This window comes from Marinospirillum sp., from assembly GCF_044810985.1.
Taxonomy (GTDB): domain Bacteria; phylum Pseudomonadota; class Gammaproteobacteria; order Pseudomonadales; family Halomonadaceae; genus Marinospirillum.
The window spans coordinates 2,400,410-2,426,828 of sequence record NZ_CP085242.1; the positions used below are offsets into that span (position 1 = coordinate 2,400,410).

A 26,419-nucleotide genomic window follows, 5' to 3' on the forward strand; every position below is an offset into this window, starting at 1 on the left:
AAGTTGCTTTGCTTTTGTTTTAGCAAAGAATTCTTCATGTATAGTGAAAGAACCGTAATATCAAAGTGATGAGCAACTCAGCATATAAGAAGTAACTGACTTTTACCAAGGCTGCCACTATGCGTGAACACTATTCCACCAGTCTGCAGGTGCTTCTGGGGCTGGGTATTCTGTATACCCTCTACCTGGCCCATGAAATCATTCTGCCGATTGTCCTGGCCTTCATGGTCAGCCTTCTGTTGTCCCCTCTGGTGATTAAAGCGCACAAGAAATGGCACCTGCCCAAGCCCGTGAGTGCCCTGGGTCTGCTGCTGGTACTGGTGCTTTTACTGGGCGGCCTGGTGACCAGCATTGCGGCACCAGCACTGGAATGGGCTGAAAAAGCCCCGCAAAGTATTTCCCGACTGCTGGTGGGTGAGAATGAATTTCGAAGCCAGCTGGACAAGTTGACTGAATCAGCGCGCCAACTGGAAGAGTCCATGGGGGAGCTTTCCGATAACAAGGCACAAACGGTCATTTTGCAAACCGATTCCTGGCGTAATCAGCTGGCCAGCAATGCCCAGCAAACACTGGTCGGTCTTGCCCTGGCACTGGCCCTGACCTACTTCTTTCTGGTCAGCGGTGATCGCCTGATTCTCAACTGGGTTCGCCAGGTTTCCAAAGAAAGGCGGCGCACCCTGTTGCAGATTGTCAGAGCCAGCCAGCAGCAGGTAGCCCGTTTTCTGGGTGTTTTTACCCTGACCAATTTCAGCGTGGGCTTGGTGATGGGTGTGATCTGCTGGCTTGTCGGCCTGCCGACACCGGTGTTCTGGGGTTTTATCGCCGGGCTGTCCCGCTTCATTCCCTACCTGGGGGTGATGAGCACCATGGTTCTGCTGGCCGTGGTTTCAGTGAGTCACTTTGATGCTCTGGGCTGGATGCTGGTTGCACCCCTGTCTTACATGTTGCTGACCGGTTTTGTCGGGGCTGTGGTCGAGCCTTATGTGCATGGCTATCGCATGGCCATTAACCCCGTGATCATTTTCCTGTCCATCTTTTTCTGGGGCTGGCTCTGGGGGCCGGTTGGTTTTTTCCTGGCACTTCCCCTGATGACCGTGATTCAACTGGTGCTTTCCCAGATACCGGCGTTGAGACCGATTTACAAGGTGATTGCCCGGTGAAATGTACAACAAAAGTAAGAGAGTTTAATTTTCATGCAAACAATCAACTGCCCCAGGCTTATTGAGCGGGTCATGGCCAATACACTGGAATCAATAATGATTTCAGATCGGCGTGGCCGCATCATCAAGGTTAATAATGCCTTTACCCGGATTACCGGTTACAGCGAATCAGAAGCCCTGGGTCAGACCCCGGCCATGCTGCGCTCAGAGCGCCATCCCCCCAGTTTTTATGCTGCCATGCGGGCAGAAATAGATCACCGTGGCAGCTGGTCGGGAGAAGTCTGGAATCGTCGCAAAACCGGTGAGATATACCTGCAGTGGCTTTCCATCAATGCGCTTGAAGACGAAAAGGGTTATGTCAGCCACTATGTAGCGATTTCGCATGACCTGAGTGAGTTGAGGGCCAGGGAAGCCGAGGTTGAATTTCTGGCATTCAATGACCCCCTGACCCGTCTGGGCAATCGCCAGCTTTTGATGAATCGTCTGGATCAGGCGCTGGCCAGTTGCCGTGAAAAAGGCGAGGTTCTGGGGCTGATGGTGCTGGATGTGGGACGCTTGCGACCCATCAATGATCATTTTGGTATGCGGGCCGGGGACGAGGTCATCTGCACCCAGGCTGAGCGTCTGCACCTGCTGGCAGAAGCTTCGGATACCCTGGTGCGCCTGCAGGGCGACACCTTTGCTCTTTTACGCCACAGTCAGGCCAGCGTTGCCGACATGACTCACCTGGCAGAAAGAATCATCAAGGATCTGAGCCGGGGCATTACCCTGCAGGATAAATCCCTGTTGATGCGGCCCAGCCTGGGGATTGCGCTTTTCCCCCAGGATGCAATGAACAAGGAAAACCTGATCCAGGCGGCGGAAAGTGCTCAAATGCAGGCCAAAAGCCAGGGCCGCAAGATGTTTCGGTTTTTTGATCATGGTCAGCACAGTGAACAGCAACGTCAGCTGATCATAGAGCACGACCTGGGTGAGCTGATCATTGCCCGCAAGCATACCGGTCTGGAGCTTTATTATCAGCCGAAAATGTGTCTGGTCAGTCAAACGGTCTGTGGTGCCGAGGCTCTGTTGCGCTGGCAGCATCCCAGTCTGGGCTGGATTTCACCCGGTGAGTTTATTCCTGTTGCCGAACAAACCCATCTCTGTGTGCGCCTGGATCGCTGGGTGATCAAACAGGCCTTGCAACAGATCAAAAGCTGGCAACAACAAGGTGTTGACGTTCCCAGTATTGCGGTGAATCTTTCAGCGCATCAGCTGGATCAGGAAGACTTTGCAAGCTGGCTGGCCTCAGAAGTCGCGCATGAAGGCCTGAACCCCAGTGTGATTCAACTGGAAATCACCGAAGGAGCCATGATCCGTAACGGCGAGGCTGCCGTTGCTCTTCTTGAGCAGTTACAGGGACAAGGCTTCAGCATTTCCCTGGATGACTTTGGTACCGGCTATTCCAGCCTGTCTTACCTCGACAGCCTGCCACTGAATGAACTGAAAATAGACCGCAGTTTTTTACAAAGAATAGACCGGGACGAGCGTTCCCTGAAGCTGCTGAGAGCTATCGCCGGGCTGGCACTCAGCCTGGATTTGCAGGTGGTGGTTGAGGGCGTGGAAACTGATCGTCAGGTGGCCTTGTTAAGCCAGTTCGGCCATATCAAGGTGCAGGGGTTTTATTTTTACCGGCCTCTGCCTGCGGCTGAGTTCAGGGAGCTGCTAGACCTCCAGTAAATAGGATTATCGGGATACCATTAAAAAAAGCCGCACCCTTACTGCCCGCAGCTATTGACCAGGCCAGCAATACACTCACTGGTTCCTGTCTGGATGAATCCAAGCTTTCCAAGCTAGAATCATCTTCCAGAAAACCAGGATCAGTATTTCTTTTCAATAGGTCAATAAAAAGCTGTATCTGCCAATACAGCTCGTCATAACCATACATAATTGATGCATCCGAAAACTTGATTAATTTATAACGCAACAAATTCCTTGGGTTTGTTGAAGTTCTAATTTAATTTGGTCATTCTTATTTACCATCTTTCAATCAGCAAATTTACTGAGTGCATGAAACATTCTTTGCTTTAGTGCCGGAATGCGGATAGGCTTGTTGATAAAATCCGATGCACCTGATTCAAAAGCTGTTGCCATAGAGTTAATATCTTCGTTTCCTGTTAGTATCAATACAGGCACTTCAGCGGCAAGCTGTCTTAAATGGCTGCAGCATTCATAACCATCCATAATGGGCATCTCTACATCTAGAATAACCAAGTCCGGCTGGTGCAATTTAAAAGCCTGTATACCGTCAGCTCCATTTTCGGCAACAAATACTTCATAGCCCTCTTCTTCAAGGCTCTTGGAAAGCAGGCTGCGGGTCACTTTAGAGTCATCGACCACCAGAATACGAGTTACTTTTTTTGGTTCAGGTTCTTTGATTACCTTGTCAGTGACAGAAACAAACTTACAGCTTGCCTGGCCGGTTATAGGGTCAAACAGTACTTTACGATAGCCTTGCTCCCCAACATCCGCCTCAATAATCCTGATTTTTTCCTGCATCAAAAGCGCAAAGGCCTGAGCTGCATTGAGCTCGCCGACATGGTTGGATTCAGTACCCGACTGCCGCATAATTCTTTGGACTTTGCTGTTTTCCAGCATATTGCCGCCGCCATAGATGCAAGCTTGATATTCATGCAGTTCTGTCTGTTTTTCTTCAGCCAGCTTTCTGAATAGTGCGAGACAATCATCACCGTATCGTGGATCGAGTTTTTTTTCTGATAAGGCTTTCCCACGAACAGGTAAGGCAAAATGGCACATACCACCCAGACGCTTTTGGGGGTGCCAAAGGGTAATGGCAACACAAGAACCCAACAGTGTTTGCAGATGTCGGCTACCTTTCCCGAAAACCAACTCACCAATTTTCAAAACAATTTTCTGATTATTAGATTCCATTATATTACTCTCCCGAAGTGGATTACTGAGCCACTTTCAAAATACTGGCTGCCATCCACTCCAGTGCTACCTGTTTTTCCACACCACCGATGAGCCAGGCTTCTCTTGGCATACCATAAACAACGCTTGATTGTTCGTCCTGGCCCAAGGTTCTGGCTCCAGCATCCCGCATTTCTTTTAAACCTGTAGCACCATCGTCCCCCATGCCGGTCAGAATCACGCCTATAGCATTAGAACCGGCATTTTGAGCAGTGGAGCGAAAGAGAACATCAACTGAAGGTCGGTGACGACTGACCAGTGGGCCGTCATTGATTTCAACGTAGTAGCGGGCACCACTTCGTTTGACGAGCAGGTGTTTGTTCCCAGGTGCAATCAAGGCTTGGCCAGGTAAAAGAGAGTCATTATCTTCAGCTTCTTTAACCCGAATTTTACAAAGGTCATTAAGACGTTGTGAAAAAGAGCGGGTAAAGCCTTCCGGCATATGCTGGACTACAACTAAAGGTGGGCAGGTGACCGGCATCGATTGAAGAAGCACACGCAAAGCCTCCGTACCACCCGTAGAGGCGCCTATGGCCACGATTTTATCTGTGGTTTCCTGCAAGGCGCTTTTGCGAAGCGGAGCAACAACGGCATCGGCATTTTGTTTGGCGACAGCCTGGAGCCTGGGAGTGGCAGTCAGTTTTTTGAGTTTTGCTTGGGCTGCGCCTTTAACAGCTTCGAGTATTTGCAAGCGAGATTCTTCAAAAAAATGGCGAGCCACCAAACTGGGTTTGGTAATGATACTGACGGCCCCGGCTTCCAGTGCTTCAACCAGAGTTGCAGAGCCCTGAGTGGTCAAGGTCGAACAGATCACCACTGGAATCGGGTGCTGGCTCATGATTCTACGCAGAAAGGTAAGCCCATCCATCCGTGGCATTTCCACATCCAGCGTGATCACATCCGGCTTGAGTTGCCGCATCTTTTCAACAGCAGCATAGGGGTCAGATGCTGTCCCCACGACTTCGATTTGTGGATCACTGGACAGGATCTGGGTGAGGCTTTGACGAACCAAAGCGGAGTCATCAACGATAAGCACCTTGATCATAATGCTGGCCTCGATTTCAAGGAGTGAACCGTGGGGATCAGCTGTTCAAAGTACGCTCGACAAGAGCCCAGGCTTTCCGAATGGCCAATAAATAGCAGTCCCTCTTTGACCAGGCGTGATGCCAGTTGTCTGACGACCTTATCCCGATCCTCCGGGCTGAAATATATCATGACATTACGGCAGAAAATCACATCAAAAGTGGGTAGGTCGGAATAGCGCCCGGTAATCAAGTTAAACTGATCGAATTCAACGCGATTGCGCAGCTCCGGTGCCATGCGGATTAATTGCTTTTTAGGGTCTTTACTGCGCAGTAAATAGCGCTTTCTGAGGGCTTCAGAGACCGGGGCAATGCGCTGATGGTCATAAACAGCTGTTTTAGCTGTGGCTAAGGCGCTGGGGGCGATATCAGTCGCCCACAAGGTGAAATGAAAGCCGGGAAGCTGACGTTCCAGTTCACAGAGCACCATCGCCAGAGTGTAGGGTTCTTCGCCGCTTGAACCGGCAGAACACCAAACCTTGAGCGGTCGAGTCCAGCCTGTTTTTTTCAAGGGAGCTAGCTGGTTTTTAACGTGCTGCATGAGAAATGCAAAGTGCGCAGGCTCACGAAAGAAATCCGTTTTGTTCGTGGTCAGGGCATCCAACATCAAAAGCTGCTCTGCCGCTTCCCCTTCGCTAGAAAAAGCAAAGTCGAGATAGGCCCGAATGCTGGGGTAGCCTGTTGCCCTCAACCGTCGGCGCAAGCGGGTTTCCACCAGACTGCGCTTATGCTCAGGCAATTGAATACCGGCAATGCGCTCAATAAAAGCGGCAACTCGCTTATGATCATCCGCAGTCAGTCCATCCTGCTCAGGTTGCATCATCTTTAAACGTCCTGATGTTCCAATGCTTTATCCATGACCTTTTGCAGCTCATCCGATGAAAAAACCCGTGATAAACGTAAAAGGATAATGAAGTCTTCATCAATGCGAGCCATGCCGTAGATATAGGCCGCATTGATTTTGTTGCCGATCTTCGGTGGTGGGCTGATCTGCTCTGCCGGGATATCAACCACTTGCTGAACACGATCAGCCAGGATACCCAGCGGCGTATTTTCGCCTTCAATTATCACATGAATAATAATAATGCAGGTATCCACTGTCGGTTCTTTGACTTGCAGACCAAAATGAGGCCGCAAATCCACCACCGGGATGACTTTACCGCGCAGATTGATCACGCCCAGCATAAATTCAGGTGTTCTGGGAACGCGTGTTGCCTTGCGGTACTCAAGAACCTCCTGAATACCACTGATTTCGACACCAAACCCCTCGTTACCCAGTTGGAAAGTCAGTACCTGGAGCTGATCCGGCATTTCCGGGTTAGATTCATGGGAACCAGTCATAGCCAACCTCCTTAATAGCGTACAAAGTCATCGTCATCCAGAGCAATATTGACACCGGAATCTGAGATAGCAGGGGGTTGGGTAGTTTTGGCTTTTCTATTATTGGAAGCCGAGGGTTTTTGCTCGGATTTGGCGGATCTATTTATTGTGTCCGTTGCGGATTTATCTTTGCTCTCTCTACCTTTCTGATCAGAGCCATCAACACGGAAAAACCCCACGGTCTCGTACATGGCCTCAGCCTGAGCGGACAACTCTTCAGAGCTGGCGGCCATTTCCTCCGCTGCTGCCGCACTTTGCTGAACCACTTGATCCAGCTGCTGCAATGCCTTGTTGATTTCAGCAGCACCTTTATCCTGCTCAACAGCAGCAGCACTGATTTCCTGCACTAGGCTGGAGTTTTTCATGATGCTCGGCAAAAGCTCAGCCAATTTTGCACCGGCACGCTCAGAAACCTCCAGGCTATTTCGTGAGTAGTCGACAATCTCACTGGCTGCTTTCTGACTACGCTCAGCCAGCTTACGAACCTCCGCAGCTACGACTGTGAAGCCTTTACCATGTTCGCCCGCACGGGCGGCCTCTATGGCTGCATTGAGTGCCAACAGATTGGTCTGGCGAGCTATTTCTTCAATGATGCCAATCTTTTCAGCGATTAGCTTCATCGCTGTCACAGCCTCATTAACGGCCTGACCTGTTTCCTGGGCTTCACTGGCTGCCTGCTGTGCAATCTGTTCGGTCTGGCGGGCATTGTCCGCTGTTTGGGCTATGTTTGCAGTCATTTGCTCCATGGATGAGGATACTTCTTCAAGGGAGGAGGCCTGTTCAGTTGCACCCTGGGCAATTTGCTGTCCGGTACTGCTCATCTCCACACTGCCGGAAGATACGTTGCCGGAGGACTCCTTGATTTCTGCCACGATCTCCCGAATGCGGGCATTCATGTTGCGCAGTACGCCATAAAGGTCAGTATCACTGGCAGCAGGATCAAAGTGATAATTAAGGTCGCCGTTACCGATGCGCGTTGCAATCATACTGATCAGAGAAATTCTGCGAATAATCAGGAAGGCCACCAAAAGTGTGATCAAGGTCGAGACCGCAAGGGTCATTAACAGGGTATTGCGTGCTTCCACATAGCGCTCCTGCCCTCGACTAATAGAATCTGCAGCCAGTTCATCCATGGTGCTAATCAGCTGAAGTACAATTAAATCAGCCTCCTGCAGTTCTTTTTCACCTTCCTGCTCCTGGAGCAGATAGGCTTGGCGGTTTTGCTGCTGTATTTCCTCAAGGGTCGCGCCACCATCAAGGGTCAGATTAGCAATGCTCTGTATCTTGAGGGCTGCCTGTTGGAAATTATCCACTTGCTCTCTCAAGGAAGTGATCAAGCGCTGGGTTTCAGGGGCAGCTGCTTGTTCAAGGTTGCTCAAGGCAGTCTCAATATTAGCAATGGCTTGCTGAATTTGCTGTGAATAAAGGGTTTTGTTTGCTTGTGTACGTGCCAGAATGTACTTGGAGGTCAGACGATCAATATCCATAAAGTTTGCCCTGACGCGGTTACTGAGTAAGCGCTGCTCAATCGGGCCGTTGACGATTTCTGCCAGACGTTCATTGGAGCGATCCAGAGAGCTTAAACTGGTGTAGTTGGTGAACACCATTAAGGCAATCAGAAGGCCAAAGCCAACATAAAGCAGGGTTTTGAGTGTAATGCGAATCATAATCTTTATTCCTTTAAGACATTTAAGCAGTTATTGGTCACTTTCTTGCAGTAATTCGGCAACATCGAGAATCATGGCAATACCACCATTCCCCATGACGGTCGCTCCCATCACACCTGTTGTTCTTCGGTAAAGCTGTCCCAGATTTTTGATCACGGTTTGAAACTGGCCGATGACCTGATCAACAGTTATTGCACCCAGGTGTTCACCTGAACGCAGAATGACGGTTTGTTCGATAACTGGAGGTGTTCCTCGGAGATGAAAGAATTCTCTTAAACGCAGACAAGGAAGCAGTTGTTGGCGATGTTTGATCAGGCGGGCACCCTGGTCATTGCTGAGATCTTCTCCCCGTGTCTCAATGCATTCTTCAACACTACTGAGTGGCACAATAAAATATTCTTCTCCTACAGTGACCATCAGGCCGTCAATGATGGCCAGCGTCATCGGAAGAAAAATATTTAGCCGGGTTCCCTGGTCGGGTGTGCTTTCAATACTGATTCGACCTTGCAGACCTTCGATAGAGCTGCGTACCACATCCATGCCGACGCCGCGCCCGGAAACATCAGTGACTTCTTTGGCCGTTGAGAATCCCGGTTCAAAGATCAATTGATGAATGGCCCGGTCATCCAGCTCCTGGTCTTCAGAAACCAGGCCCTTTTCCAAGGCTTTTTCAAGCAGGCGCTCAGTATTAAGGCCCGCACCATCATCACTGATGCTGATTTGTATCTGCCCTTGATTGTGAGAGGCAAGGAGTTTTAAGGTGCCTTCTTTCAGCTTCCCCTTATTCAGCCGGGTTTGTGGATCTTCAATGCCGTGATCCAGACTGTTTCTAAGCAGGTGAACCAAGGGATCACCCAGGCGATCCAGAACCACTTTGTCGAGTTCGGTCTCGGCACCCTCAGTGATAAATCGAACCTGTTTACCCAGGTCTTTGGATAAGTCCCGAACCAAACGGCGAAAACGACCAAAGGTGCTACCAATAGGTAACATGCGAATATCAAAGACGGTATCACGCAGGTTGGACGACAAGCGATCCAGCTCTTCGGCAATGGACTGTAGTTGTTCGTCTTCGTTATTTTGTGCCCACTGATCAAGGTAAGCTTGCAGGATAACGAGTTCCCCGACCTGATCCATTAACTGATCCAGTTTGCCCTGAGGAACTTTAAGAGTCGGTTCGCTGGTTTTTTTGGCCTGACTTTCCTGTTGCTGCTTGGCAATAGGCTCCTGCTGTTCGGGTATTGGCAAATTACCGGTTTCAGGTTTTTCCTCGTCCAGCTCAGTAATTTCTACGGACCAGTCATCAACAACAAACATAAAGACATCCTGAATAGCACCTTCAGGCTGTTCACTGGTCAGCAAGACAGTGACTTGCAATGAGCAGGTTTCCGGATCAAAGGCATCAGGGTCGAAATCTTTGTTGAGACTGGTAGAAACTTCGCAATGGCCCAGATCCTCAAGCTCGCGAATGACAGGAAGCAGGTCAAAACCCTGGCGAAAAGAGTCTGCATCCGGTGTTATATCCAAGCGGTAGAGTTTTTTTTCATCTGCAGGCTGAAGTTTTGTTTTTTTCTGAGCCGCTGGTGTTTCTTGCTTGCTACTGGGTGCAATAGCAGCCAAACGTTGAATCAGAGCTTCACTGACCAACTTGGTTTCCGGTGAAGGCGGGTTGGTTGTCAGCAGGTACTCAATATGATCTTTGGACTCTAGTACCAAGGCAATCAAGTCTTCATTCAACACAACCCGGTCGGCACGAACTTCATCAAAGAAGGTTTCCAGGTGATGCGTGAAATAGGATAAATGATCGTAGCCCACCATTCCGGCAGAGCCTTTGATGGTATGCATAGCACGAAAGGCACTGGCAATTTGATCGGCTGCTCTGGGGTTTTCTTCCAATAAAAGAAGGGCTTCCTCCAGATTGGCCAGATGCTCGGCAGCCTCATCCTGAAAGACCTGTACAGCATCAAGCATGGCCTTCACCCTGGGTCTCAATATTCAAGACGGCACTGAGCCCCAACCTTTTCAAGGCTTCCAGAGCCAAATCGGAAATATTGCTTAGATACAAGGTACAACCTTGCCTCGCCTTGCGGGCCTGAAGAGCTAAAAGCCACTGCACACCTGCTGAATCCAGTTCCTCAAGTTGGCTAAGATCCAGCTTCAGTGATTCTTGCTCTTGTATCTGAGCCGTAAAAGCTGCTTCCAGAGATGCAACTTCATAAATAGTCAGTGCTTTAACCGGTGCGTTCATGATCAGGTGACCTAGGCTAGCTTGCTGACAGCAGATAAGAGAACATCCGGCTTAAAAGGCTTCACCAGCCAAGCTTTGGCACCAGCTGCTTTCCCCTCGGCTTTTTTCCCTTCTTCCGACTCAGTGGTCAGCATCAGTACCGGAGTGAATTTGTATTCGGGCTTGGTTTTCATGGCTTTAACGAAACTGATACCATCCATATTGGGCATATTGACATCACTGATCACCAGGTGAATTTTTCGACCATCCAGTTTGCTCAAGGCATCTTTACCATCCACGGCTTCGACGACTTCATGACCCGCCCCGCGAAGAGCCATTCCAACTACCTGGCGAACGGACGCAGAATCGTCAACGACTAATAGAGTTTTGCTCATCGGTATTACCTCAGAAAAAAGTTAATTCACTGGAGTTCTCTTTTTCATGAGAACGTTGATGGTTTTCGCCGGATAAGATGCTGCGCTCAAAATCGGTACTGGCGCGATCTTTCATTCGCTGCATTAGATGGCTGGCTGCAGTAAGCAGCTGTTCTCGTTGCTCGAAAGAGCTATAACCAACCACTTCTTCTAAATCAGTAAATGCATCGGTTAAATGCTCAAGAATTTGGCTCAGGTGATCCTGGAATTGGAGTTTGACGATGACGTTGGTCACTTGTTCTTCGACATCATCTTTCAGGCGTAGCAGGGTTTGAGCATCTTCGGCAATGGATTCAATACGTTGATTGATGCTGCCGAGTGTCTTGCCAATACTGCCCTTGTTGTTTTCACGAGCTTCGCGAGAGGCATCGAAGTTGTCTTCTGTTTGATTGACAACCTGGTCGACCTTTTCATTGACACTGCTTACCAGCTTTCTGATTTCATCACCTGTAGAAGAGGAACGTTTAGCCAGCTTGCGTACTTCGTCTGCGACAACGGCAAAACCACGTCCAGCATCACCGGCACGCGCCGCTTCAATCGTGGCATTCAAAGCAAGAAGGTTGATCTGATCCGCAATTTGCTGCACTTCATCTGAAAACTTCACCAGTTGAGTATTTTGCTCAGATAATCCCTTAATGGTTTTCAAGGTCTCTGCATCACGTTGCGCGGAGTCATCCAATGAAGCCCAGAGTTGATTGAAGGTATGAACTGCCTCCTCCGTAATTTCTTTTAACGCCTGCTCCCGTTTATAGAGAGAGGACTCATCGCTGGAATTCAAAGAAATTTGTAGCTGGTGAGAAATGGCACTAAAACGTTCGGACAAATCGGAAACAGCGGCTTCCATATCGTCCTTTCCACCTTTGACGATCTTTATCCATAGTGGCAAAGCTTCTTGAATCGAGGTGACTAAGCTCGTGTAGGTTTCCTGATAATCTTCTGAACCCTTGAGAAAAGTCATTTGATCCTGGTGCTCTTGGATTAAACGCCCAAGTCGGCAAAACTTTTTCCAGAAGTGGCGAGTCGCGACAGCACCTGCCACCGCTGGAATAAATAGCAGAAAATACCAAGAATGACCTGTTGATAGTGATGCAGCAAAACCAAAACCTACAAACAGCACGGTGAATGATAGGCTGCCTGACAGCTTGATCAGATTGGCTTTGATTGTCTTTCCAGGTGAGTGCATCAGGTTGTCCATTGAGGGGTCTCTCATAAAGGCTTCAAAAACTTAAAAGTGATTGGCCAAAAGGTGGGCCAGTGAGTGCGCTTCCATAACCTGGTCAACTGCAAGTGGTCGGCTTAAGTAACGACCTTGAATCAGGTGACCACCAGCGGATTCAATTGCTGATAGAAGTTGGGGGTTGTTGACCTGCTCAAAAACCACATGCTTGCCACTTTTCTTGCTCGTGGAAACAAACTTTTTAAGATCAAAGCCCAGCGAAAAACCTGAATTTGTTAGCTGATTTAGGTCTACACGAATATGGGATACAAAAGGGTTGAAGGACTGAGCCGTGTGCTCACTTTCCAGTGTCCAGATCACGCTGTAGCCCTGATAACTTAGGGTAGGCAGTAGGTACCGGTGCAAATCGGATGAACAAGAAAAGTAACTGGGTACACCCAGAACCAGGCTTTCAGGAGCCAGCCCGGTTTTTTCAGTAAAACGCTGGAGGTCATCAAGAAAGGAAGGATGATCTACAAGCAGCTCGGTTGGTAAATGAAACTGAAATGATTCACCAGAAAGGTCACTGGCAAAAGACGCCAGGGTCATTTCGATCACTTGCCAGAACTGGTCTGAAGCCAGGTCACCAGATGAATCCAAGGACGAGATTGAGCTCCATTTAAGTCCAGCCACCTCCCCTTTGCGAATATCAAAAATAGCTTCAAGTGGTGAAACTGATAAGGAAGTTGCGCTTGGATCAGTGCGAAGCTTTTGAGATATCAAGTGATCTCACTCCAATAAGGTGCCATATATGCACATTATAGTGAGATTATATATCTAGCAAGCATTTTTTTATGGTTTTTTTTGCAAAGTTTTGCATGTTCCAACTGGGTTGGTATTTTGCTAATATTGACCAGTCGACCTCTTAAAGGTCAGGGTTTCTGGTGTGCTGCAATTTTTTGCGTTTTGTGCTGGTTTTGCAAAGATTTTGGAACTAATGTTGAAGATTGAGTCACATTTTTTGTGCGCACCGTGTCTAAAGTTCGGTCAGCTTTTTTCAAAACGAACCGGCTTGGAAAAATAATCACCTTGGGCCAAGGTGGCTCCTATGTCGACTAAAAGTCTGAAAGTTTCTTCTGTATCCACACCTTCAAAAATCACTTTCTTGGACAATCTATCAGCTAGGATGACTGTGCCTCGAGCATAAGACTTGGCGGCCTCTGACGTAAGTGCTGAGCGAGTCACTTCAGAAGAGATGCGAAGGTACCTTATAAAGGGGGATTCCAGAGCTGAAAAGCCAGTATTCTGGCGACCTAAAAAATCATCTACACTTAACTGGAAGTCAAGTGATGCTAGCTGTGGTAAAGCTTTGTTCAGCACATCAAGGTCAGACAGGCTTTCCTCTTTAATCAGTAAGAGTAATTTGCTTTTGTCGTATTTGTGTTTTTCTAATAGTTGGCTTAGCTCAAATGCCAGGTTCTTTTGGCTTATTAGAACTGAGGGGAGTTTAATGGCTAGCTGTAAGGTCTCCGGCTGATCAGAAGCGGCTTTGATTTCCTCAAGAACCTGATCCAAATGCACAAAATAGGAGTTTTTTTGTGACAGTGACTGCTCCTGAACAGGATCTGAAACCAGTTTATACCCGAGACATCGGAGTTCACGGGTATGGTAGATTGGCCGGTAACTATAGCTTGGTCGTGGTGAGTCTTTCACTTTCAACCTCTTAAAAGCATTTGCCTGATGTCTCAAAAGCATATTTTGCACCTTCAAGGTGCTTTATAAGCATGAATTTTGTTTTTTGCAACAGGATATGGGTGATAGTGACTATGCTTTGCAAAAAATTCAGATTGCGTGATACTTTGGAGTAGCTCATGAGCTTAGGTCAATCACTACGCAGACTAAGGAAAAATAAGGGAATAACCTTGGCCAGGTTGGCAGAAGAAGTGGGCTCTCATGTTGGTAACTTATCGCGAATAGAGCGAGACTCTGCCAAACCTAGCCTGGATTTATTGTATAAAATTGCTGAGGCTCTGGATTACCAGTTGGCCGATATTTTTCAAGAAGCCGATAGCCAATATGCAAGCCGTCGCCAATCGGCACTGAATACTCTATTTATTTCCTTGGTTGACCAGGATCAAGAGCTGCTTCTAGAATTCGCTGAGCTTTTGCAAAGGCGTCAACAAAAAAAGTTAGTAGAAGTTGAAGTTTCTCTACGCAAGCAGCCTACTCAGACTACTGATGAGTTAGAAAAATAGCAGCGCTGCAAGAAGCCTAGCTCAGGTAACTGTTATCAAAATAGCTCTACAGCTTGCGTTGCTTGAACCCTCGGTGTAGTGGTCAACTAATCCCGGACAGTATTTTAAGCTTTTCCTCAGCTGCCACGGGCGATATTCCACCATTGAAGGCATGAGGCCGTTGCTGGTTATAGTAACTCATCAGATACCCTGATATGTCTCGCCTAGCCTCTGACAGGTTTCTATAGCCCAGCCTGGGTATCCATTCCGACTTCAGGCTGCGGAACAGTCTTTCCATCGGAGCATTGTCCCAGCAGTTTCCACGTCGACTCATGCTCTGTTTGATCTGGTAGCGCCAGAGCCTCTGACGGAACTTGCGACTGGCATACTGGCTTCCCTGGTCTGAGTGGAACATTACCTTTTTAGGTTGGCCTCGCTGCTCCCAGGCATGATCCAGGGCTTTAACCACCAGATCGGCATCCGGGCTGGATGAGAGGGCCCAACCCACCACACGACGAGCATAAAGATCCAGTACAACGGCCAGATAGCTCCAACCCTGGCCGCCCCAGATGTAGGTGATGTCACCGCACCAGACCTGGTTGGGCTGCTCAACCATAAACTTGCGGGCCAGATGATTGGGTAGATCGACTCGCTCCACAGTGGCCTGCTTGTAAGCATGAGGGCCGGGTTGTTTGCAGATTAATCCCAGCTCGCTCATCAGGCTACGGACTTTAAAACGCCCGATCATAGCTCCTTCTTCCCTGAGTTGGCTCTGGATTGTCCGACTGCCGGCTGAGCTTCTGCTTTTCGTGAACAGGCGGTTGATATGAGCTTTCAAAGTCAGACGTTCAACGTCCAATCGACTGCGCCGTTGACGATACTCGTAATAACTGGAGCGACTGACACCAAACGCTTTACAGACCATTTCAACAGGCTCCTGCTCACTCAACTGGTCTATCAGCGCGTACGATTGATTCCGTCCGACATCAAGAGAGCGGTAGCCTTTTTTAGTATGTCTTTCTCCTGCTCAAGGCGTTTACAGCGGGCTTCCAGCTCTTGTATGCGCCTCTGATCCGCAGTGATGGCTTTGCCCTTGGGGGTAACACCCTCACGCTCCTCCGTCAGTTGTTGCACCCAGCGCCGAAGAGCGCTTTCACCAATGCCAAGGGACCTGCTTGCCTGGGCAAAGGTGTAATCTTGATCCAGCACCAGGCTGGCGGCTTCCTGCTTGAACTCAGGAGAAAATGAACGTCGTTTCATGGTCATCAGACACCTCGTTTAGGGTGGTAATATTACCACCTACTTTGGTGTCCGGAATCATTGAACCACTACACGGTTTCCGTATGCCCAGTGCTGATGCGTGGGTAGTGTGCTGATCCTGGGTAACATATTGAGATTTAAAATCCTCCAGGTTAATTTGCAGCCCTTCAGCATGGGGTGGCTGAAGCTTATCCAAAAGTCTGACTAATACTTGGTCATTGGTGTTCAAAACTTCCAGTCCCTTCACCACCTGATCGATTTGCTGGCGGGTAATATCCTGAAACTGTATGGTTGATAGGGCATGGATGACCTGCTCACTGAAACGCTCACTGGTGGAATGCATTTCAGAAACCAGTTGCGTGTGCTGCTCCAATAACTGTTGATAACCATCACCAAGCTGCTGCATCTGGTTGGCAACCTGCTTTAGAACCTCTTTTTCCTGAGACTGATGATCGTCGCTCAGCTCATCTTTAAATTCCTCACGAATTGTTTCCAGCATTTGCCGGGTCTCTTCACCAATTTGTTCGGCGGCTTGCTGCGATTGCTGGGATAGATTCCTGACTTCATCTGCAACCACAGCAAAACCTCTGCCAAGTTCGCCAGCCCTGGCTGCCTCAATGCTGGCGTTCAGTGCCAAAAGGTTGGTTTGTGCAGCCACCTTTTGAATCAACTCAAGACTAGCTTGCAAAGATTTGGATTTATCCAAAACGGCCAGTACTTTTTCCTGGTTGGCCTCCATCTGCCGATTCTGACGCTGAATCAGTTGGGAAACATTATTGAGAGCAGTCTGGTTGGCTTGGGATTTTTCTCGAGATTCGGAGGCCAGGCATTCGGTTTCCTGTGAGTGCTGGCTGACCAGAGAAGAAAAACCCTGCACTTCAGCCTCCATGGTATCCAGTTGTTGCATGAGATCAACGGCAGCCGCTTCCGTGTGAGTATTGACTCTTTGTAAGTGCCCGGAAAGAAGACCGTAAACGGGTTGACGGTTCTCAAGAGTTGAGGTGGCTAGAGAAGAGGACTGTACCAGTTGCTTTAGCTCTTCTCTTAAAGACTCTAAAGCCTGGTCGAGTCCATTCGTTAGATCGCCTTTTCTGAAAACTGACCAGAGGGCTTGCAGAGAAAGAACCACCAAAACAAGTAGTGTGTTCATGCTGGCCTGAATTACAGAGTGAGATACTGAGATGTGTTCGCTTAAAGCCATAACCCAATCCTGAGTAAAAAGCACCAACACCCAAATGCTTGCCAGCAAAAGCAAAATATTTTGTACAGCTCTGACTGGGACTCTTGTTCTTGTCTGTTTACCTGGCACGACTGCTACCTGTCTCTAGTAGGCATCCATAAATCAGTGTGTTTTTAAAGCATATTAATCTAGGCTGATTTTGCTTTCAAGGCATAAAAATATGTTTAGGATGCATATTTAATGCTTGGTGAATTGTGGGCATCCAAGTGTTAGTGACGCTATAAAAGAAAAAATTAGCTTGAGGGAGCCGAATAAAGGGGCTGGGAGTATGGCAAAAAATCCGCAAACCATGTTGGATGGTCGTCAGAGTTTGATGCCTTGGGTGTGGCAGCAGGTGACCAGTTTATCCTATCTATCCAGGTTGCCTCTTGATGAGCTGAAGATTGACCGAACTTTTTTAATGAAAATTCAAGGCTATTATTTTTATCGTCCGATGCAAGCAAGTGACTTCAAAAGTCTGCTGAGGCCTGCATCCAGCCAGGTGGTTCAGTAAGCTAGTAGTCAGACTCTTCCGGTAACAGATGATACACCCAGGCGGTCTGCCCACTACTCAACTCATGTTCCCGCCGCCCGTAACGGATACCAACTCTTTCGTAGCGATCCAGCCTGCGCAGCTCCTCCGGTGTGGCTTTAAAAACAATGCCCTGGGTGTGGCTCCCCTTACTGGGAACTATATTCAGCCCCTGCTTTTCAAAGCCGGGCAGCCGCGCCGCTTCCCCGCTGCTGATGCGATGCGTCACAATAAACCTCACCAAGGGGCTTTTCAGGGTGCCATAGGCAAAAACCAGATGGCTTTCCCGATCATCCACAGCAGGCAGATCAGCCGGTGGCTGATACAACCAGGGGCTTTGCCAGACCAGCCACCAGTAGCTGGCCAGCAGCAAGGGTAAAAGCCCACTGATTAACAGCAGGGTCTGGGTTTTGCTCAGTCGACGCTTTTGGGGGTGTTTGGGCCTTTTACTCAAAATCTGCTAGATTCCCTAGGGTTATATGTTATTTACCAGCTTAACGATGAGGAGCTGACTATGTCGAATGAAGGCTATCATGAACCTGTTGCCGAACTGACGGATGAAACGCGGGACTTCCACCGTGCCATCGTATCCCTGATGGAGGAGCTGGAAGCTGTGGACTGGTACAACCAAAGGGTTGATGCCTGCAAGAACAAGGAGCTGGCCGCCATTCTTGCCCATAATCGTGATGAAGAAATCGAACATGCCGCCATGGCGCTGGAGTGGATCAGACGCAACAATTCGGTTTTTGACAAGTACCTTAAGGAATTCTTGTTCACCGATAAGCCTCTGGGTCATCACGACTGAGCGGTCTGACGGGCCTGCCAGGGTGCAGGCCTTTTTTTATTGTAACTGGCAAAAACTTTAACTGGGTCAGGTTTTTTCTTGTAGCTGCTCTGCTATCCTTGGTGGCAGGTCATTTAATGATAAGGAAAGGCAGGCTGATGAAACAGATCAATACGCTTAGGCACAAAATAATGCAGCTGCTGAGTCGGCTGGAATTCTTCAAGGACTTCCCGGAAACCGACAAGCAATTGCTGGTTGAAGGCAAGGGAATGATTGTGCTGGCAGAGGAAGGTGAATACGTCATCAAACAGGGCAGTGTTGACCCCACTCTGTACATTCCCCTGAGTGGCGAGCTGGATGTGCGCATGACCAATGAAGCCGGCAAGGAAGTGAGAATTGCCTCCATTCCTCCCGGAGAAACCGTCGGTGAAGTGGCTTTTTTAACCGATAGCCCCAGAACTGCCAGTGTGGTGGCCACCCGGCAGACGGTTCTTTTCCGCTGCAGCCGGGTTGCTCTCAAGACCATGGCACCTTCGGCCAGGGAAAAAATCAAGGATCAGATCATCCTGAAGCTGGTGGAGCGTCTGCAGCAGAAAAATCTGGAACTGAGCAATCAGGGGGGTATTAAAAAACCCCAGAAACCGGTTTCAGAAAAACTGGATGAAGAGGAATCAATTGCTCCAGAAGGGAACCAGGAAGGGGATCAGCAGCATGAGAGCGAGGATGCGAAATAGGTGGTGAGCGGCAATGAAGACCGGGTCCACCCCCAGAGCCAGGGCCACCATGGCCATTTCACCAACACCGCCGGGGGTCATGGTTAACAGAGCCGTTGCAAAAGGGATTTCCAATAGCCAGTACATGATCGCGGCGGTGAAAGCCGCCAGGCTTAGAGCAACCAGGGTTGCCCCCAAAGCATGCTTTCCCAACCAGAGAATTTCTTGCAGTCGGGTGCCGTAAAAGCGTGCCCCGATGGACCCGCCCAATACCAGAAAGGTCGCAGCTACCAGAACCTGAGGGCCTGCAAAGGCATGCCCTGACAGGGCTGCTGCCACGCTCATGAACAGAGGGGCAGTGAATTCGGGGGTCGGCAGCCGCAACCTTTTACCCAGCCACCAGGCAGGGGCAATGCCCAAGAGTAGCCAGAGATTGTCCGGTTCCTGAAACAGGGGGTTGCTGGCGGCATCCGGCGGAGTGAAAAAAAACCAGAACAGTGAAGGCACCAGGAGCACAACAAATGTCAGCCTCAGAGCGTGAGCCAGAGTGATTTTACGTTCATCGCCTCCGGCTTGGCCGCCCATCATAATCATGGAAGTCATGGCACCGGGCACAGCAGAAAACCAGCTGGATGCCTTGTCAAAGCCAGCCACTTTACGAAAGTAAAAAGCCACTCCCAGAATAATCAAAACCACGCCGAAGCTTAATATCGCCAGACTGGCGGGCCAGTTGCTGGCCTGGGCCAGAGTATCCTGGCTGGCCTGCCCACCCAGAATCACGCCGAGACTGCCCAGAAACCAGCCCCTCAATCGGGGCTTGATGCCCACGGGCAACCCGGTCAGAGAAACCAACAGGTTGGCCACCAAAGGGCCCAGCATCCAGGCCAGGGGCACGTTCAACCAATAAAAAATCAGGCCACCGGCCAGCCCGACCCAGAGGGTATTGAGCAGCTTTAATAAAACCGAGAAGTGCACCAACGAGCTTCCCCTTGCGTGCCATCAAAAGCGGCAAGAATAGCAGAAACCCTGGCCCCAGGCTAAAGCGGTGTTACCCATGGATATTACTCGGAGTAACGTCGATGTGAAGGAGGGTTACAGGTAAGGGGGTGTGCAAGCACTGATGATCACACACTCCTCCTCCCCGATATTACGAAAACGGTGCGGCTGGCGGCTGTCAAAAAGATAGGCATCACCGGCTTTTAAAACCGCCTGATGTTCACCCACCGTCAGCTCAATTTCCCCCTGGATGACAATGCCTCCTTCCTCGGATTCATGCTCCAGCATGCTCTCCCCGGTATCGGCACCGGGGGCATAGTGTTCATGCAGGAGTTGCAGGCTGTGATGCTGCATATTGCCCACCTGGCGAAAGCTTAAATCCCCTTCGGTCAAGGGCACCAGTTCATGGGCGCGAAAGAAAATCCGGTTTTCTTCCGGTGCTTCCAGGGAAAAGAAGCTGCTCAGGCTGATGGGAATGCCATCCAGCACTTTTTTCAAGGAAGCAACGGAGGGGCTGGATTGATTGGATTCAATCAGGGAAATGGCAGCATGAGTGACTCCTGCCCGGCGAGCCAGCTCGCGCTGGGAAAGCCCGGCCTGCTCCCGCAGGTGTTTGAGTCGGTGCCCGAGATTGAGTTGGGAATTGGCAATTGAGCTTTTCATGGTGTTGTTTATGCACTCTTTTGATTCGCGATCCAGACCATCTGACAGCTGCTGGTGCAGTTTGATTCGACCGGTTAATTAAAATTAACACTTGACGAATGGAGACAGCGGTTTTTTTACAAGTTGGCCTAATTTATGCTTATAAATAACCAAAATTAAGGTTGTACAAGCTGATTGCAAGCAAAAAGCAGACCTTTAGGGTTATGAGTGTCAATTTTATTTAACGCCGCCCGGCTTTTCTGGTTAGGAGGAAGATCTATGTCTGCCGCTTCAAACAAGGATCCTCTGGTGAGGTTTTGTGGGGTGCAAAAAACCTTTGATGGTGAAAACCTGGTGGTCAAGGATCTGAATCTGTCCATTGGTCAGGGCGAGTTTGTCACTCTTCTGGGTCCTTCCGGTTCAGGTAAAACCACCTGTTTAATGATGCTGGCCGGTTTTGAGACCCCCACCTCCGGGGATATTTACCTGGCTGAAGAACGCTTGAATACCCAACCCCCTCACAAACGCAACCTGGGCATGGTGTTTCAGAATTATGCTCTGTTTCCGCATATGACCGTGGAAGAAAATCTGCGCTTTCCCCTGAGTGCCCGCAAGGTGCCTAAAGCGGAAGCTGATCAGAGAGTAAAACGGATTCTGGACAAAATCCAGCTGGGTGAATTTGCCAAGCGTCGTCCTGCGCAGTTGTCAGGGGGTCAGCAGCAGCGGGTTGCCCTGGCTCGTGCCCTGGTTTTCGAGCCACGGCTGGTGTTGATGGATGAACCCCTGGGCGCACTGGATAAACAGCTTCGTGAGCAGATGCAACTGGAAATCAAGCATTTGCATGAGCAGCTGGGTCTGACGGTGGTTTTTGTTACTCACGACCAAAGTGAAGCTCTGACCATGTCGGATCGGGTGGCGGTCTTCAATGATGGCGTGATTCAGCAGATTGACACTCCCCAGAACCTTTATGAAAAACCCGCCAATGCTTTTGTGGCCCAGTTCATCGGTGAGAACAACACCTTCGATGGACGCATTGAGTCCCTTGAGGGTGATTACTGCCAGGTCAGCTTTGGTCAGGGACTCAGCACTGGAGCCAGGGTCGTTAATGTGCGGGAAAAAGGGGCTCCGACCAGTCTCTCCATCCGACCGGAAAGAGTGCAGCTGAATGGAGCTTCCAAGGGCCTCGCCAATCAGGTGACCGGTCGCATTGAGGAATTCATTTATTTGGGTGATCACCTGCGGGTGCGTTGCTCGGTTGCGGGTAATGACCAGTTTGTGGCCAGGGTGCCCGTCACTGATTTTGCTTCAGACCTGCAGGTGGGGGCAGAGGTGCAACTGGGCTGGCGCAATGATGATGTTCGTGCTTTAGATAACCACGTGAAGAGAGAGGTATGAAAATGCTGAATATTAAGAAAAAAACCACCTGGCTGAGAGCGGGAATCCTGGGTTCGGGTTTGTTGCTGGCTTCAACCGCCCAGGCTTTTACCGTGATTTCCTTTGGTGGTGCTTCCGGTGATGCCATGCAAAAAGCCTACTATGAGCCTTTTGATGACCAGACCCAGGTTGATCTGGTTCCGGGGGACTATAACGGTGGGCTCTCCCGTATCCGTGCCATGGTGGAAACCGGCAATGTCAGCTGGGATCTGGTGGAAGTGGAATCCCCCGAGCTGATTCGCGGCTGCTTTGAGGGCATGTTTGAAATCATTGACTGGGAACGCCTCGGGCTCAAGAACCAGCTGATCGACTCTGCAGTGGAAGAATGTGGTGTGGGCACTTTCGTCTGGTCAACCGTCATGGCTTATAACGCCGACCGCCTGGATAAAGCCCCACAAACCTGGGCTGACTTCTGGAATGTGGAGGATTTTCCCGGAAAACGCGGCCTGCGCAAGGGTGCCAAATACACGCTGGAATTTGCCCTGATGGCGGATGGTGTGCCTGCGGATGAAGTCTATGACGTCTTGAGAACCCCGACCGGTGTGGATCGTGCTTTTGCCATGCTGGACAAACTCAAGGATCACATCCAGTGGTGGGAAGCCGGTGCGCAACCTCCCCAGTGGCTGGTCGCTGGCGATGTGGTTATGTCCTCCTCCTACAACGGGCGTATTGCCGCAGCTCAGGAAGAAGGCCAGAACCTTCAGATTGCCTGGAAAGGCAGCATTTATGATCTGGACTACTGGGCCATCGTTTCCGGCAGTGAGCAGGTCGATACCGCCTATGACTTCATCAAGTTTGCCAGCCAGGCAGACAACCAGGCTGTTTACTCGGCAGAGATCCCCTATGGCCCGGTTAACCCTGAAGCCATCTCACAACTCAGCGACAAGCAGGCCGCACGTATGCCCACAGCGGATGCCAATCTCGAAGGTGCACTGGCCATGGACACCGGGTTCTGGGTGGATTATGGCGAAGAGCTTGAGCAGCGTTTTAATGCCTGGGCTTCAAGGCTTTAAAGCGGATTGAATGCATCGCAAGTAATAGGGAGACGATCATGCCCCAGGTTATGCCTGCTGCAAATCCATCACCCGTGTCGGGTCGTGAACTGAAGCGTCAGTTACGTCATGCTGAGCGGCTGAAAAAATTCAAGGCCTTTGCCCTGGTGCTGCCTTTGGTTTTGTTTCTGCTGCTGGTGTTTGTGCAGCCGATTTCCACCATGTTATGGAAGAGTGTGGACAACACCGAGCTGATGGAGGTGATGCCGACCACGGCGACCGGGATTTTGCAGTGGGATGGCCAGGGGCTGCCATCGGAAAACGTTATGGCGGCTTTTGCGAAGGAATTGCAGGCTTCCCGTAAAGAGGGCGGTCTGGGTCAGGTGGGGCGTCGTCTGAATTATGAAGATCCGGGTTTTCGGGGTCTCTTGATGCGAACCCTGCGCAAGCTGCCTGATGAGGCCGGGACAAGCGGCTGGAGAACCCTTTTGCCGGAAATTGACCCGGCCTGGGGCGAGGTGCAAACCTGGCAGGCGATCCAGCGGGCCGCTTCACCCGTGACGGCTCGTTATCTGTTGGCCTCTGTGGATATGGAGCGCAGTGCCCAGGGAGAAATTCAGGCCGTGGCTGAGGAGCAGCAGGTGTATCGTGCTGTCTTTCAACGCACCCTGATCATTGCCGGAAGCGTGACACTGCTGTGCTTGCTGTTGGGCTTTCCCCTGGCCTACTTGCTGGCCACCTTGCCGGTAGGCACCAGCAACCTGCTGATGATCTTTGTTCTGCTTCCCTTCTGGACTTCATTGCTGGTGCGAACGGCATCCTGGATCGTGCTTTTGCAAACGGGCGGTGTCATCAATACCGGGCTGATGGGGCTGGGGATTCTGGATGAACCCCTGCAACTGGTATTCAACCGCTTTGGGGTGCTGGTGGCGATGGTGCATATTCTACTGCCCTTCATGATTCTGCCGCTTTACAGCGTGATGAAAGGGATCTCGCCCAGCTATCAGCGAGCGGCCATTTCTCTGGGTGCCCATCCTTTTGCCGCCTTCTGGAAAGTCTACGTACCCCAGACAGTTTCCGGCGTCGCGGCCGGTGCCCTGTTGGTATTCATTATGGCCCTGGGCTACTACATCACCCCTGCGTTGGTCGGGGGTGCTTCGGATCAAATGGTCAGCTACTACGTGGCCTACTACACCAACACCACCAATAATTGGGGCATGGCCGCAGCTCTGGGCAGCTTGTTGCTGGTGGTGACCCTGTTGCTTTATCTGGTGTACCACCGTCTGGTCAACCAGAAACAGCTGGTAAGGAGTTAAGCGAATGGCTTTGCAACCCTATGCTTCCCCGCTGGAAAAATTCTGGTACTGGTTTCTGAGGATTTTCAGTGGCCTGGTGCTGCTCTTTTTGATGTTGCCGGTATTGATCATCGTGCCCCTGTCCTTTAACGGCGGCAGTTTTCTGACCTATCCGCTGGATGGTTTCTCGCTGCGCTGGTATCAGGAAATTTTCAACCCGGATGGCCCCTGGCTGGCCTCTTTGAAAAACAGTCTGGTGGTGGCCCCTTTTGCCACTTTACTCTCCATGATTCTGGGCACCCTGGCTGCCGTGGGCCTGAACCGGGCCGACTTTCCGGGCAAAGGGGTGATTCTGGCCCTGCTGATTTCCCCGATGGTGGTGCCTTTGGTGATTGTGGCTGTGGGCATGTATTTCTTTTTTGCCCAGGTGGGTTTGCTCAATTCCTATGCCGGTTTGATTCTGGCACACACCGTACTGGGGGTGCCTTTTGTGGTGATTACCGTGAATGCCACCCTTCAGGGTTTTGATTTTAATCAGGTGCGCGCAGGGGCTAGTTTGGGAGCCAATCCCCTGATGGTTTTTTTCAAGGTGGTACTGCCGCAGATCCTGCCGGGTGTGGCCTCCGGTGGCCTGTTTGCTTTTGCCACTTCCTTTGATGAGGTGGTTGTGGCCCTGTTTATTGCCAGCCCATCGGAAAGAACCCTGCCCATTCAGATGTTCTCGGGTATTCGGGAAAACATCAGTCCGGCCATTGCGGCCATGGCCAGTTTGTTGATCGCTCTGGCCGTGGTGCTGCTACTGGTGATGGAATTGCTGAGAAGGCGCAATGAGCGTTTCAAGGCGGAAATCTAGAAGCCTTCTTTGTGGGTGGTCAAGGCCCCCTTCCAGGTGCTACCTTGCCTGAAGGGGTCAAGTAGAAGTCTAGTCAAAAACAGCCCGAGTGGAGTAGTGGAAATGAGCAAAACCAATGCAGCTTTGATTGAGCGTAAAAACCAGGCCGTAGCCGCGGGTGTGGGTCTGGTTCATCCGATTTTTTTGGATTCGGCAGAAAATGCCACAGTAAAAGATGTCGAAGGGCGTGAATATATTGATTTTGCCGGGGGGATTGCGGTTCTCAATACCGGGCACCTGCATCCCAAGGTCAAGGCCAAGGTGGCTGAGCAACTGGATAAGCTGTCGCATACCTGTTTTATGGTCATGGGCTATGAGCCCTATGTGGAAGTTTGTGAGAAGGTCAATGAGTTGGCCGTTGGCGATGGCCCCAAGAAAACTGCTCTGTTTACCTCAGGCGCGGAAGCCGTTGAAAATGCGGTTAAAGTGGCTCGTGCGCATACCGGGCGTACCGGGGTGATTGCCTTTGGTGCTGCTTATCATGGCCGTACTCTGGCGACTCTGGCCTTGAACGGCAAGGTGGCTCCCTATGCTTCCGGCATGGGTCTGATGCCGGGTGATGTTTTCCGCGCTCTTTACCCTTGTGAGCAGCATGGCGTATCCACTGAAGATGCTTTGGCTTCCATTGAGCGTATTTTCAAGTTTGATGCCGAGCCCAAGGATATTGCCGCGATTATTCTGGAACCTGTGCAGGGTGAAGGGGGCTTTTATGTCGCTCCCAAAGAGTTCATGGCCGGTTTGCGCAAACTCTGTGATCAGCACGGCATCCTGTTGATTGCGGATGAAGTGCAAACCGGTGCTGGTCGCACAGGCACCTTCTTTGCCATGGAGCAGATGGGTGTGGAGCCGGACATTACGACTTTTGCCAAATCCATTGCCGGTGGCTTCCCACTGTCAGGCCTGGTCGGCAAGGCTGAAATCATGGATGCCATTAGCCCCGGTGGTTTGGGCGGCACCTATGGCGGCAGCCCGATTGCCTGTGCTGCTGCCTTGGGTGTTTTTGAAGCCTTTGAAGAAGAAAAACTCCTGGAGCGTAGCAAGCAGGTTGGGGAAACGATCCGTTCTGAACTGACAGCCCTGGCTAAAGACTTCCCAGGTATTGGTGATGTGCGCGGTCTGGGTGCCATGATAGCCATGGAGTTCTTCAAGGAGGATGGCAAACCGGACAGTGAAATGCCCGGCAAGATTCTGGCTAAAGCTCGTGAGAAAGGTTTGATCCTGCTTTCCTGTGGCCTCTACGGCAATGTGGTACGCATACTGGTGCCTCTGACTGTGCCCGATGAACAGCTGCAGAAAGGCCTGAAGATTATCCGTGAGTGCATGCAGGAATTAGCCTGATAATTCCTGGTTTTT

The 26,419-nt window shown here is 50.4% G+C and carries 28 protein-coding genes; 11 read left to right on the forward strand and 17 right to left on the reverse strand.

The genetic code is table 11. The features are described from left to right. Positions 1–119: 119 nt before the first annotated feature. On the forward strand, positions 120–1,160 hold the full coding sequence (locus tag LG323_RS11305; RefSeq protein ID WP_404416139.1) for an AI-2E family transporter: 1,041 nt from the start codon (positions 120–122) through the stop codon (positions 1,158–1,160). A 33-nt stretch (positions 1,161–1,193) separates the two neighbouring features. Further along, positions 1,194–2,879: a putative bifunctional diguanylate cyclase/phosphodiesterase gene (locus LG323_RS11310; RefSeq protein ID WP_404416141.1), complete on the forward strand. Its 1,686-nt coding sequence runs from the start codon at positions 1,194–1,196 to the stop codon at positions 2,877–2,879. Here the strand turns inward: LG323_RS11310 and LG323_RS11315 are convergent. From LG323_RS11315 to LG323_RS11370, 12 genes are all read right to left on the reverse strand, one after another. Then, positions 2,854–3,126: a hypothetical protein gene (locus LG323_RS11315; RefSeq protein ID WP_404416144.1), complete on the reverse strand. Its 273-nt coding sequence runs from the start codon at positions 3,124–3,126 to the stop codon at positions 2,854–2,856. The two genes, LG323_RS11310 and LG323_RS11315, sit on opposite strands and share 26 nt — an antisense overlap. Positions 3,127–3,185: 59 nt before the next feature. After that, the gene (locus LG323_RS11320) at positions 3,186–4,091 is read right to left on the reverse strand and encodes a response regulator (protein WP_404416147.1); all 906 of its coding nucleotides are present in this window, start codon (positions 4,089–4,091) and stop codon (positions 3,186–3,188) included. A gap of 22 nt (positions 4,092–4,113) precedes the next feature. After that, positions 4,114–5,175 carry a chemotaxis response regulator protein-glutamate methylesterase gene (locus LG323_RS11325; RefSeq protein WP_404416150.1) on the reverse strand — a complete coding sequence of 354 codons (1,062 nt, stop codon included), beginning with the start codon at positions 5,173–5,175 and terminating at the stop codon, positions 4,114–4,116. Beyond that, a complete protein-coding gene (locus tag LG323_RS11330; RefSeq protein WP_404416153.1) occupies positions 5,172–6,035 on the reverse strand; it encodes a CheR family methyltransferase in 864 nt (287 codons plus the stop codon). The genes LG323_RS11325 and LG323_RS11330 overlap by 4 nt, the downstream gene beginning before the upstream one ends. A gap of 2 nt (positions 6,036–6,037) precedes the next feature. Beyond that, on the reverse strand, positions 6,038–6,553 hold the full coding sequence (locus LG323_RS11335; protein WP_404416155.1) for a chemotaxis protein CheW: 516 nt from the start codon (positions 6,551–6,553) through the stop codon (positions 6,038–6,040). 11 nt (positions 6,554–6,564) lie between these two features. Next, the gene (locus tag LG323_RS11340; RefSeq protein WP_404416158.1) at positions 6,565–8,259 is read right to left on the reverse strand and encodes a methyl-accepting chemotaxis protein; all 1,695 of its coding nucleotides are present in this window, start codon (positions 8,257–8,259) and stop codon (positions 6,565–6,567) included. A gap of 30 nt (positions 8,260–8,289) precedes the next feature. After that, a complete protein-coding gene (locus LG323_RS11345; protein ID WP_404416160.1) occupies positions 8,290–10,227 on the reverse strand; it encodes a chemotaxis protein CheA in 1,938 nt (645 codons plus the stop codon). Beyond that, positions 10,220–10,504: a lipid asymmetry maintenance protein MlaB gene (locus LG323_RS11350; RefSeq protein ID WP_404416163.1), complete on the reverse strand. Its 285-nt coding sequence runs from the start codon at positions 10,502–10,504 to the stop codon at positions 10,220–10,222. Before LG323_RS11350 ends, LG323_RS11345 begins: the two co-directional genes overlap by 8 nt. An 11-nt stretch (positions 10,505–10,515) precedes the next feature. Further along, a complete protein-coding gene (locus tag LG323_RS11355; RefSeq protein WP_404416166.1) occupies positions 10,516–10,878 on the reverse strand; it encodes a response regulator in 363 nt (120 codons plus the stop codon). A gap of 10 nt (positions 10,879–10,888) precedes the next feature. Beyond that, entirely contained in the window at positions 10,889–12,112 is a 1,224-nt protein-coding gene (locus LG323_RS11360; protein WP_404416169.1) for a methyl-accepting chemotaxis protein, read from the reverse strand. Between the two features lie 30 nt (positions 12,113–12,142). Further along, entirely contained in the window at positions 12,143–12,856 is a 714-nt protein-coding gene (locus LG323_RS11365) for a hypothetical protein (protein ID WP_404416172.1), read from the reverse strand. Between the two features lie 264 nt (positions 12,857–13,120). Further along, positions 13,121–13,786: an EAL domain-containing protein gene (locus LG323_RS11370; RefSeq protein WP_404416175.1), complete on the reverse strand. Its 666-nt coding sequence runs from the start codon at positions 13,784–13,786 to the stop codon at positions 13,121–13,123. 158 nt (positions 13,787–13,944) lie between these two features. Between LG323_RS11370 and LG323_RS11375 the strand changes: the two genes are divergently transcribed. Then, positions 13,945–14,328 carry a helix-turn-helix domain-containing protein gene (locus LG323_RS11375; protein WP_404416178.1) on the forward strand — a complete coding sequence of 128 codons (384 nt, stop codon included), beginning with the start codon at positions 13,945–13,947 and terminating at the stop codon, positions 14,326–14,328. A gap of 82 nt (positions 14,329–14,410) precedes the next feature. Here the strand turns inward: LG323_RS11375 and LG323_RS11380 are convergent. Further along, positions 14,411–15,573 (reverse strand): IS3 family transposase gene (locus tag LG323_RS11380; RefSeq protein ID WP_404416181.1). Its coding sequence is split into 2 segments (ribosomal slippage): positions 14,411–15,318 and positions 15,318–15,573, totalling 1,164 coding nucleotides; the frame shifts between segments, so codons are not numbered across the junction. Beyond that, complete coding sequence (locus LG323_RS11385; RefSeq protein ID WP_404416184.1) at positions 15,542–16,876, reverse strand: methyl-accepting chemotaxis protein; 1,335 nt, start codon at positions 16,874–16,876, stop codon at positions 15,542–15,544. The genes LG323_RS11380 and LG323_RS11385 overlap by 32 nt, the downstream gene beginning before the upstream one ends. Positions 16,877–17,075: 199 nt before the next feature. Between LG323_RS11385 and LG323_RS11390 the strand changes: the two genes are divergently transcribed. After that, positions 17,076–17,300 carry a hypothetical protein gene (locus LG323_RS11390; RefSeq protein WP_404416187.1) on the forward strand — a complete coding sequence of 75 codons (225 nt, stop codon included), beginning with the start codon at positions 17,076–17,078 and terminating at the stop codon, positions 17,298–17,300. A gap of 1 nt (position 17,301) precedes the next feature. Here the strand turns inward: LG323_RS11390 and LG323_RS11395 are convergent, their stop codons facing one another. Continuing rightward, positions 17,302–17,772 carry a gamma-glutamylcyclotransferase family protein gene (locus tag LG323_RS11395; protein WP_404416190.1) on the reverse strand — a complete coding sequence of 157 codons (471 nt, stop codon included), beginning with the start codon at positions 17,770–17,772 and terminating at the stop codon, positions 17,302–17,304. Between the two features lie 60 nt (positions 17,773–17,832). Here LG323_RS11395 and LG323_RS11400 point away from each other — a divergent pair, with 60 nt between their 5' ends. Both LG323_RS11400 and LG323_RS11405 read left to right on the forward strand, forming a co-directional pair. Continuing rightward, positions 17,833–18,123 (forward strand): encapsulin-associated ferritin-like protein, encoded by a 291-nt coding sequence (locus LG323_RS11400; protein ID WP_310697275.1) that lies wholly within the window; start codon positions 17,833–17,835, stop codon positions 18,121–18,123. 170 nt (positions 18,124–18,293) lie between these two features. Further along, positions 18,294–18,836 carry a cyclic nucleotide-binding domain-containing protein gene (locus tag LG323_RS11405; RefSeq protein WP_404416193.1) on the forward strand — a complete coding sequence of 181 codons (543 nt, stop codon included), beginning with the start codon at positions 18,294–18,296 and terminating at the stop codon, positions 18,834–18,836. Here LG323_RS11405 and LG323_RS11410 read toward each other — a convergent pair. Further along, entirely contained in the window at positions 18,774–19,790 is a 1,017-nt protein-coding gene (locus tag LG323_RS11410; RefSeq protein ID WP_404416196.1) for an AbrB family transcriptional regulator, read from the reverse strand. The two genes, LG323_RS11405 and LG323_RS11410, sit on opposite strands and share 63 nt — an antisense overlap. A gap of 117 nt (positions 19,791–19,907) precedes the next feature. After that, positions 19,908–20,474 (reverse strand): cupin domain-containing protein, encoded by a 567-nt coding sequence (locus LG323_RS11415; protein ID WP_310697278.1) that lies wholly within the window; start codon positions 20,472–20,474, stop codon positions 19,908–19,910. 258 nt (positions 20,475–20,732) lie between these two features. Between LG323_RS11415 and LG323_RS11420 the strand changes: the two genes are divergently transcribed. The 5 genes from LG323_RS11420 to gabT all read left to right on the forward strand — a co-directional run bounded on the left by LG323_RS11420 (position 20,733) and on the right by gabT (position 26,404). Beyond that, positions 20,733–21,848 carry an ABC transporter ATP-binding protein gene (locus LG323_RS11420; RefSeq protein WP_310697279.1) on the forward strand — a complete coding sequence of 372 codons (1,116 nt, stop codon included), beginning with the start codon at positions 20,733–20,735 and terminating at the stop codon, positions 21,846–21,848. Further along, entirely contained in the window at positions 21,845–22,900 is a 1,056-nt protein-coding gene (locus tag LG323_RS11425; protein WP_404416201.1) for an ABC transporter substrate-binding protein, read from the forward strand. The genes LG323_RS11420 and LG323_RS11425 overlap by 4 nt, the downstream gene beginning before the upstream one ends. A 38-nt stretch (positions 22,901–22,938) precedes the next feature. Next, a complete protein-coding gene (locus LG323_RS11430) occupies positions 22,939–24,195 on the forward strand; it encodes an ABC transporter permease (protein ID WP_404416204.1) in 1,257 nt (418 codons plus the stop codon). A 4-nt stretch (positions 24,196–24,199) separates the two neighbouring features. Further along, complete coding sequence (locus LG323_RS11435) at positions 24,200–25,027, forward strand: ABC transporter permease (RefSeq protein ID WP_404416206.1); 828 nt, start codon at positions 24,200–24,202, stop codon at positions 25,025–25,027. A 102-nt stretch (positions 25,028–25,129) separates the two neighbouring features. Continuing rightward, positions 25,130–26,404 (forward strand): 4-aminobutyrate--2-oxoglutarate transaminase, encoded by a 1,275-nt coding sequence (gabT, locus tag LG323_RS11440; RefSeq protein ID WP_404416209.1) that lies wholly within the window; start codon positions 25,130–25,132, stop codon positions 26,402–26,404. The last annotated feature ends 15 nt before the right edge of the window (positions 26,405–26,419 follow it).

Bases quoted from the DNA above. Each gene is read 5' to 3' on its own strand.
- LG323_RS11335 (WP_404416155.1), bottom strand. From the start codon at position 6,553: ATGACTGGTTCCCATGAATCTAACCCGGAAATGCCGGATCAGCTCCAG.
- LG323_RS11330 (WP_404416153.1), bottom strand. From the start codon at position 6,035: ATGATGCAACCTGAGCAGGATGGACTGACTGCGGATGATCATAAGCGA.
- LG323_RS11360 (WP_404416169.1), bottom strand. From the start codon at position 12,112: ATGGACAACCTGATGCACTCACCTGGAAAGACAATCAAAGCCAATCTG.
- LG323_RS11425 (WP_404416201.1), top strand. From the start codon at position 21,845: ATGAAAATGCTGAATATTAAGAAAAAAACCACCTGGCTGAGAGCGGGA.
- LG323_RS11325 (WP_404416150.1), bottom strand. From the start codon at position 5,175: ATGATCAAGGTGCTTATCGTTGATGACTCCGCTTTGGTTCGTCAAAGC.
- LG323_RS11305 (WP_404416139.1), top strand. From the start codon at position 120: ATGCGTGAACACTATTCCACCAGTCTGCAGGTGCTTCTGGGGCTGGGT.
- LG323_RS11355 (WP_404416166.1), bottom strand. From the start codon at position 10,878: ATGAGCAAAACTCTATTAGTCGTTGACGATTCTGCGTCCGTTCGCCAG.
- LG323_RS11350 (WP_404416163.1), bottom strand. From the start codon at position 10,504: ATGAACGCACCGGTTAAAGCACTGACTATTTATGAAGTTGCATCTCTG.
- LG323_RS11390 (WP_404416187.1), top strand. From the start codon at position 17,076: ATGGCAAAAAATCCGCAAACCATGTTGGATGGTCGTCAGAGTTTGATG.
- gabT (WP_404416209.1), top strand. From the start codon at position 25,130: ATGAGCAAAACCAATGCAGCTTTGATTGAGCGTAAAAACCAGGCCGTA.
- LG323_RS11435 (WP_404416206.1), top strand. From the start codon at position 24,200: ATGGCTTTGCAACCCTATGCTTCCCCGCTGGAAAAATTCTGGTACTGG.
- LG323_RS11405 (WP_404416193.1), top strand. From the start codon at position 18,294: ATGCAGCTGCTGAGTCGGCTGGAATTCTTCAAGGACTTCCCGGAAACC.
- LG323_RS11310 (WP_404416141.1), top strand. From the start codon at position 1,194: ATGCAAACAATCAACTGCCCCAGGCTTATTGAGCGGGTCATGGCCAAT.
- LG323_RS11430 (WP_404416204.1), top strand. From the start codon at position 22,939: ATGCCCCAGGTTATGCCTGCTGCAAATCCATCACCCGTGTCGGGTCGT.
- LG323_RS11420 (WP_310697279.1), top strand. From the start codon at position 20,733: ATGTCTGCCGCTTCAAACAAGGATCCTCTGGTGAGGTTTTGTGGGGTG.
- LG323_RS11340 (WP_404416158.1), bottom strand. From the start codon at position 8,259: ATGATTCGCATTACACTCAAAACCCTGCTTTATGTTGGCTTTGGCCTT.
- LG323_RS11415 (WP_310697278.1), bottom strand. From the start codon at position 20,474: ATGAAAAGCTCAATTGCCAATTCCCAACTCAATCTCGGGCACCGACTC.
- LG323_RS11400 (WP_310697275.1), top strand. From the start codon at position 17,833: ATGTCGAATGAAGGCTATCATGAACCTGTTGCCGAACTGACGGATGAA.
- LG323_RS11375 (WP_404416178.1), top strand. From the start codon at position 13,945: ATGAGCTTAGGTCAATCACTACGCAGACTAAGGAAAAATAAGGGAATA.
- LG323_RS11320 (WP_404416147.1), bottom strand. From the start codon at position 4,091: ATGGAATCTAATAATCAGAAAATTGTTTTGAAAATTGGTGAGTTGGTT.
- LG323_RS11345 (WP_404416160.1), bottom strand. From the start codon at position 10,227: ATGCTTGATGCTGTACAGGTCTTTCAGGATGAGGCTGCCGAGCATCTG.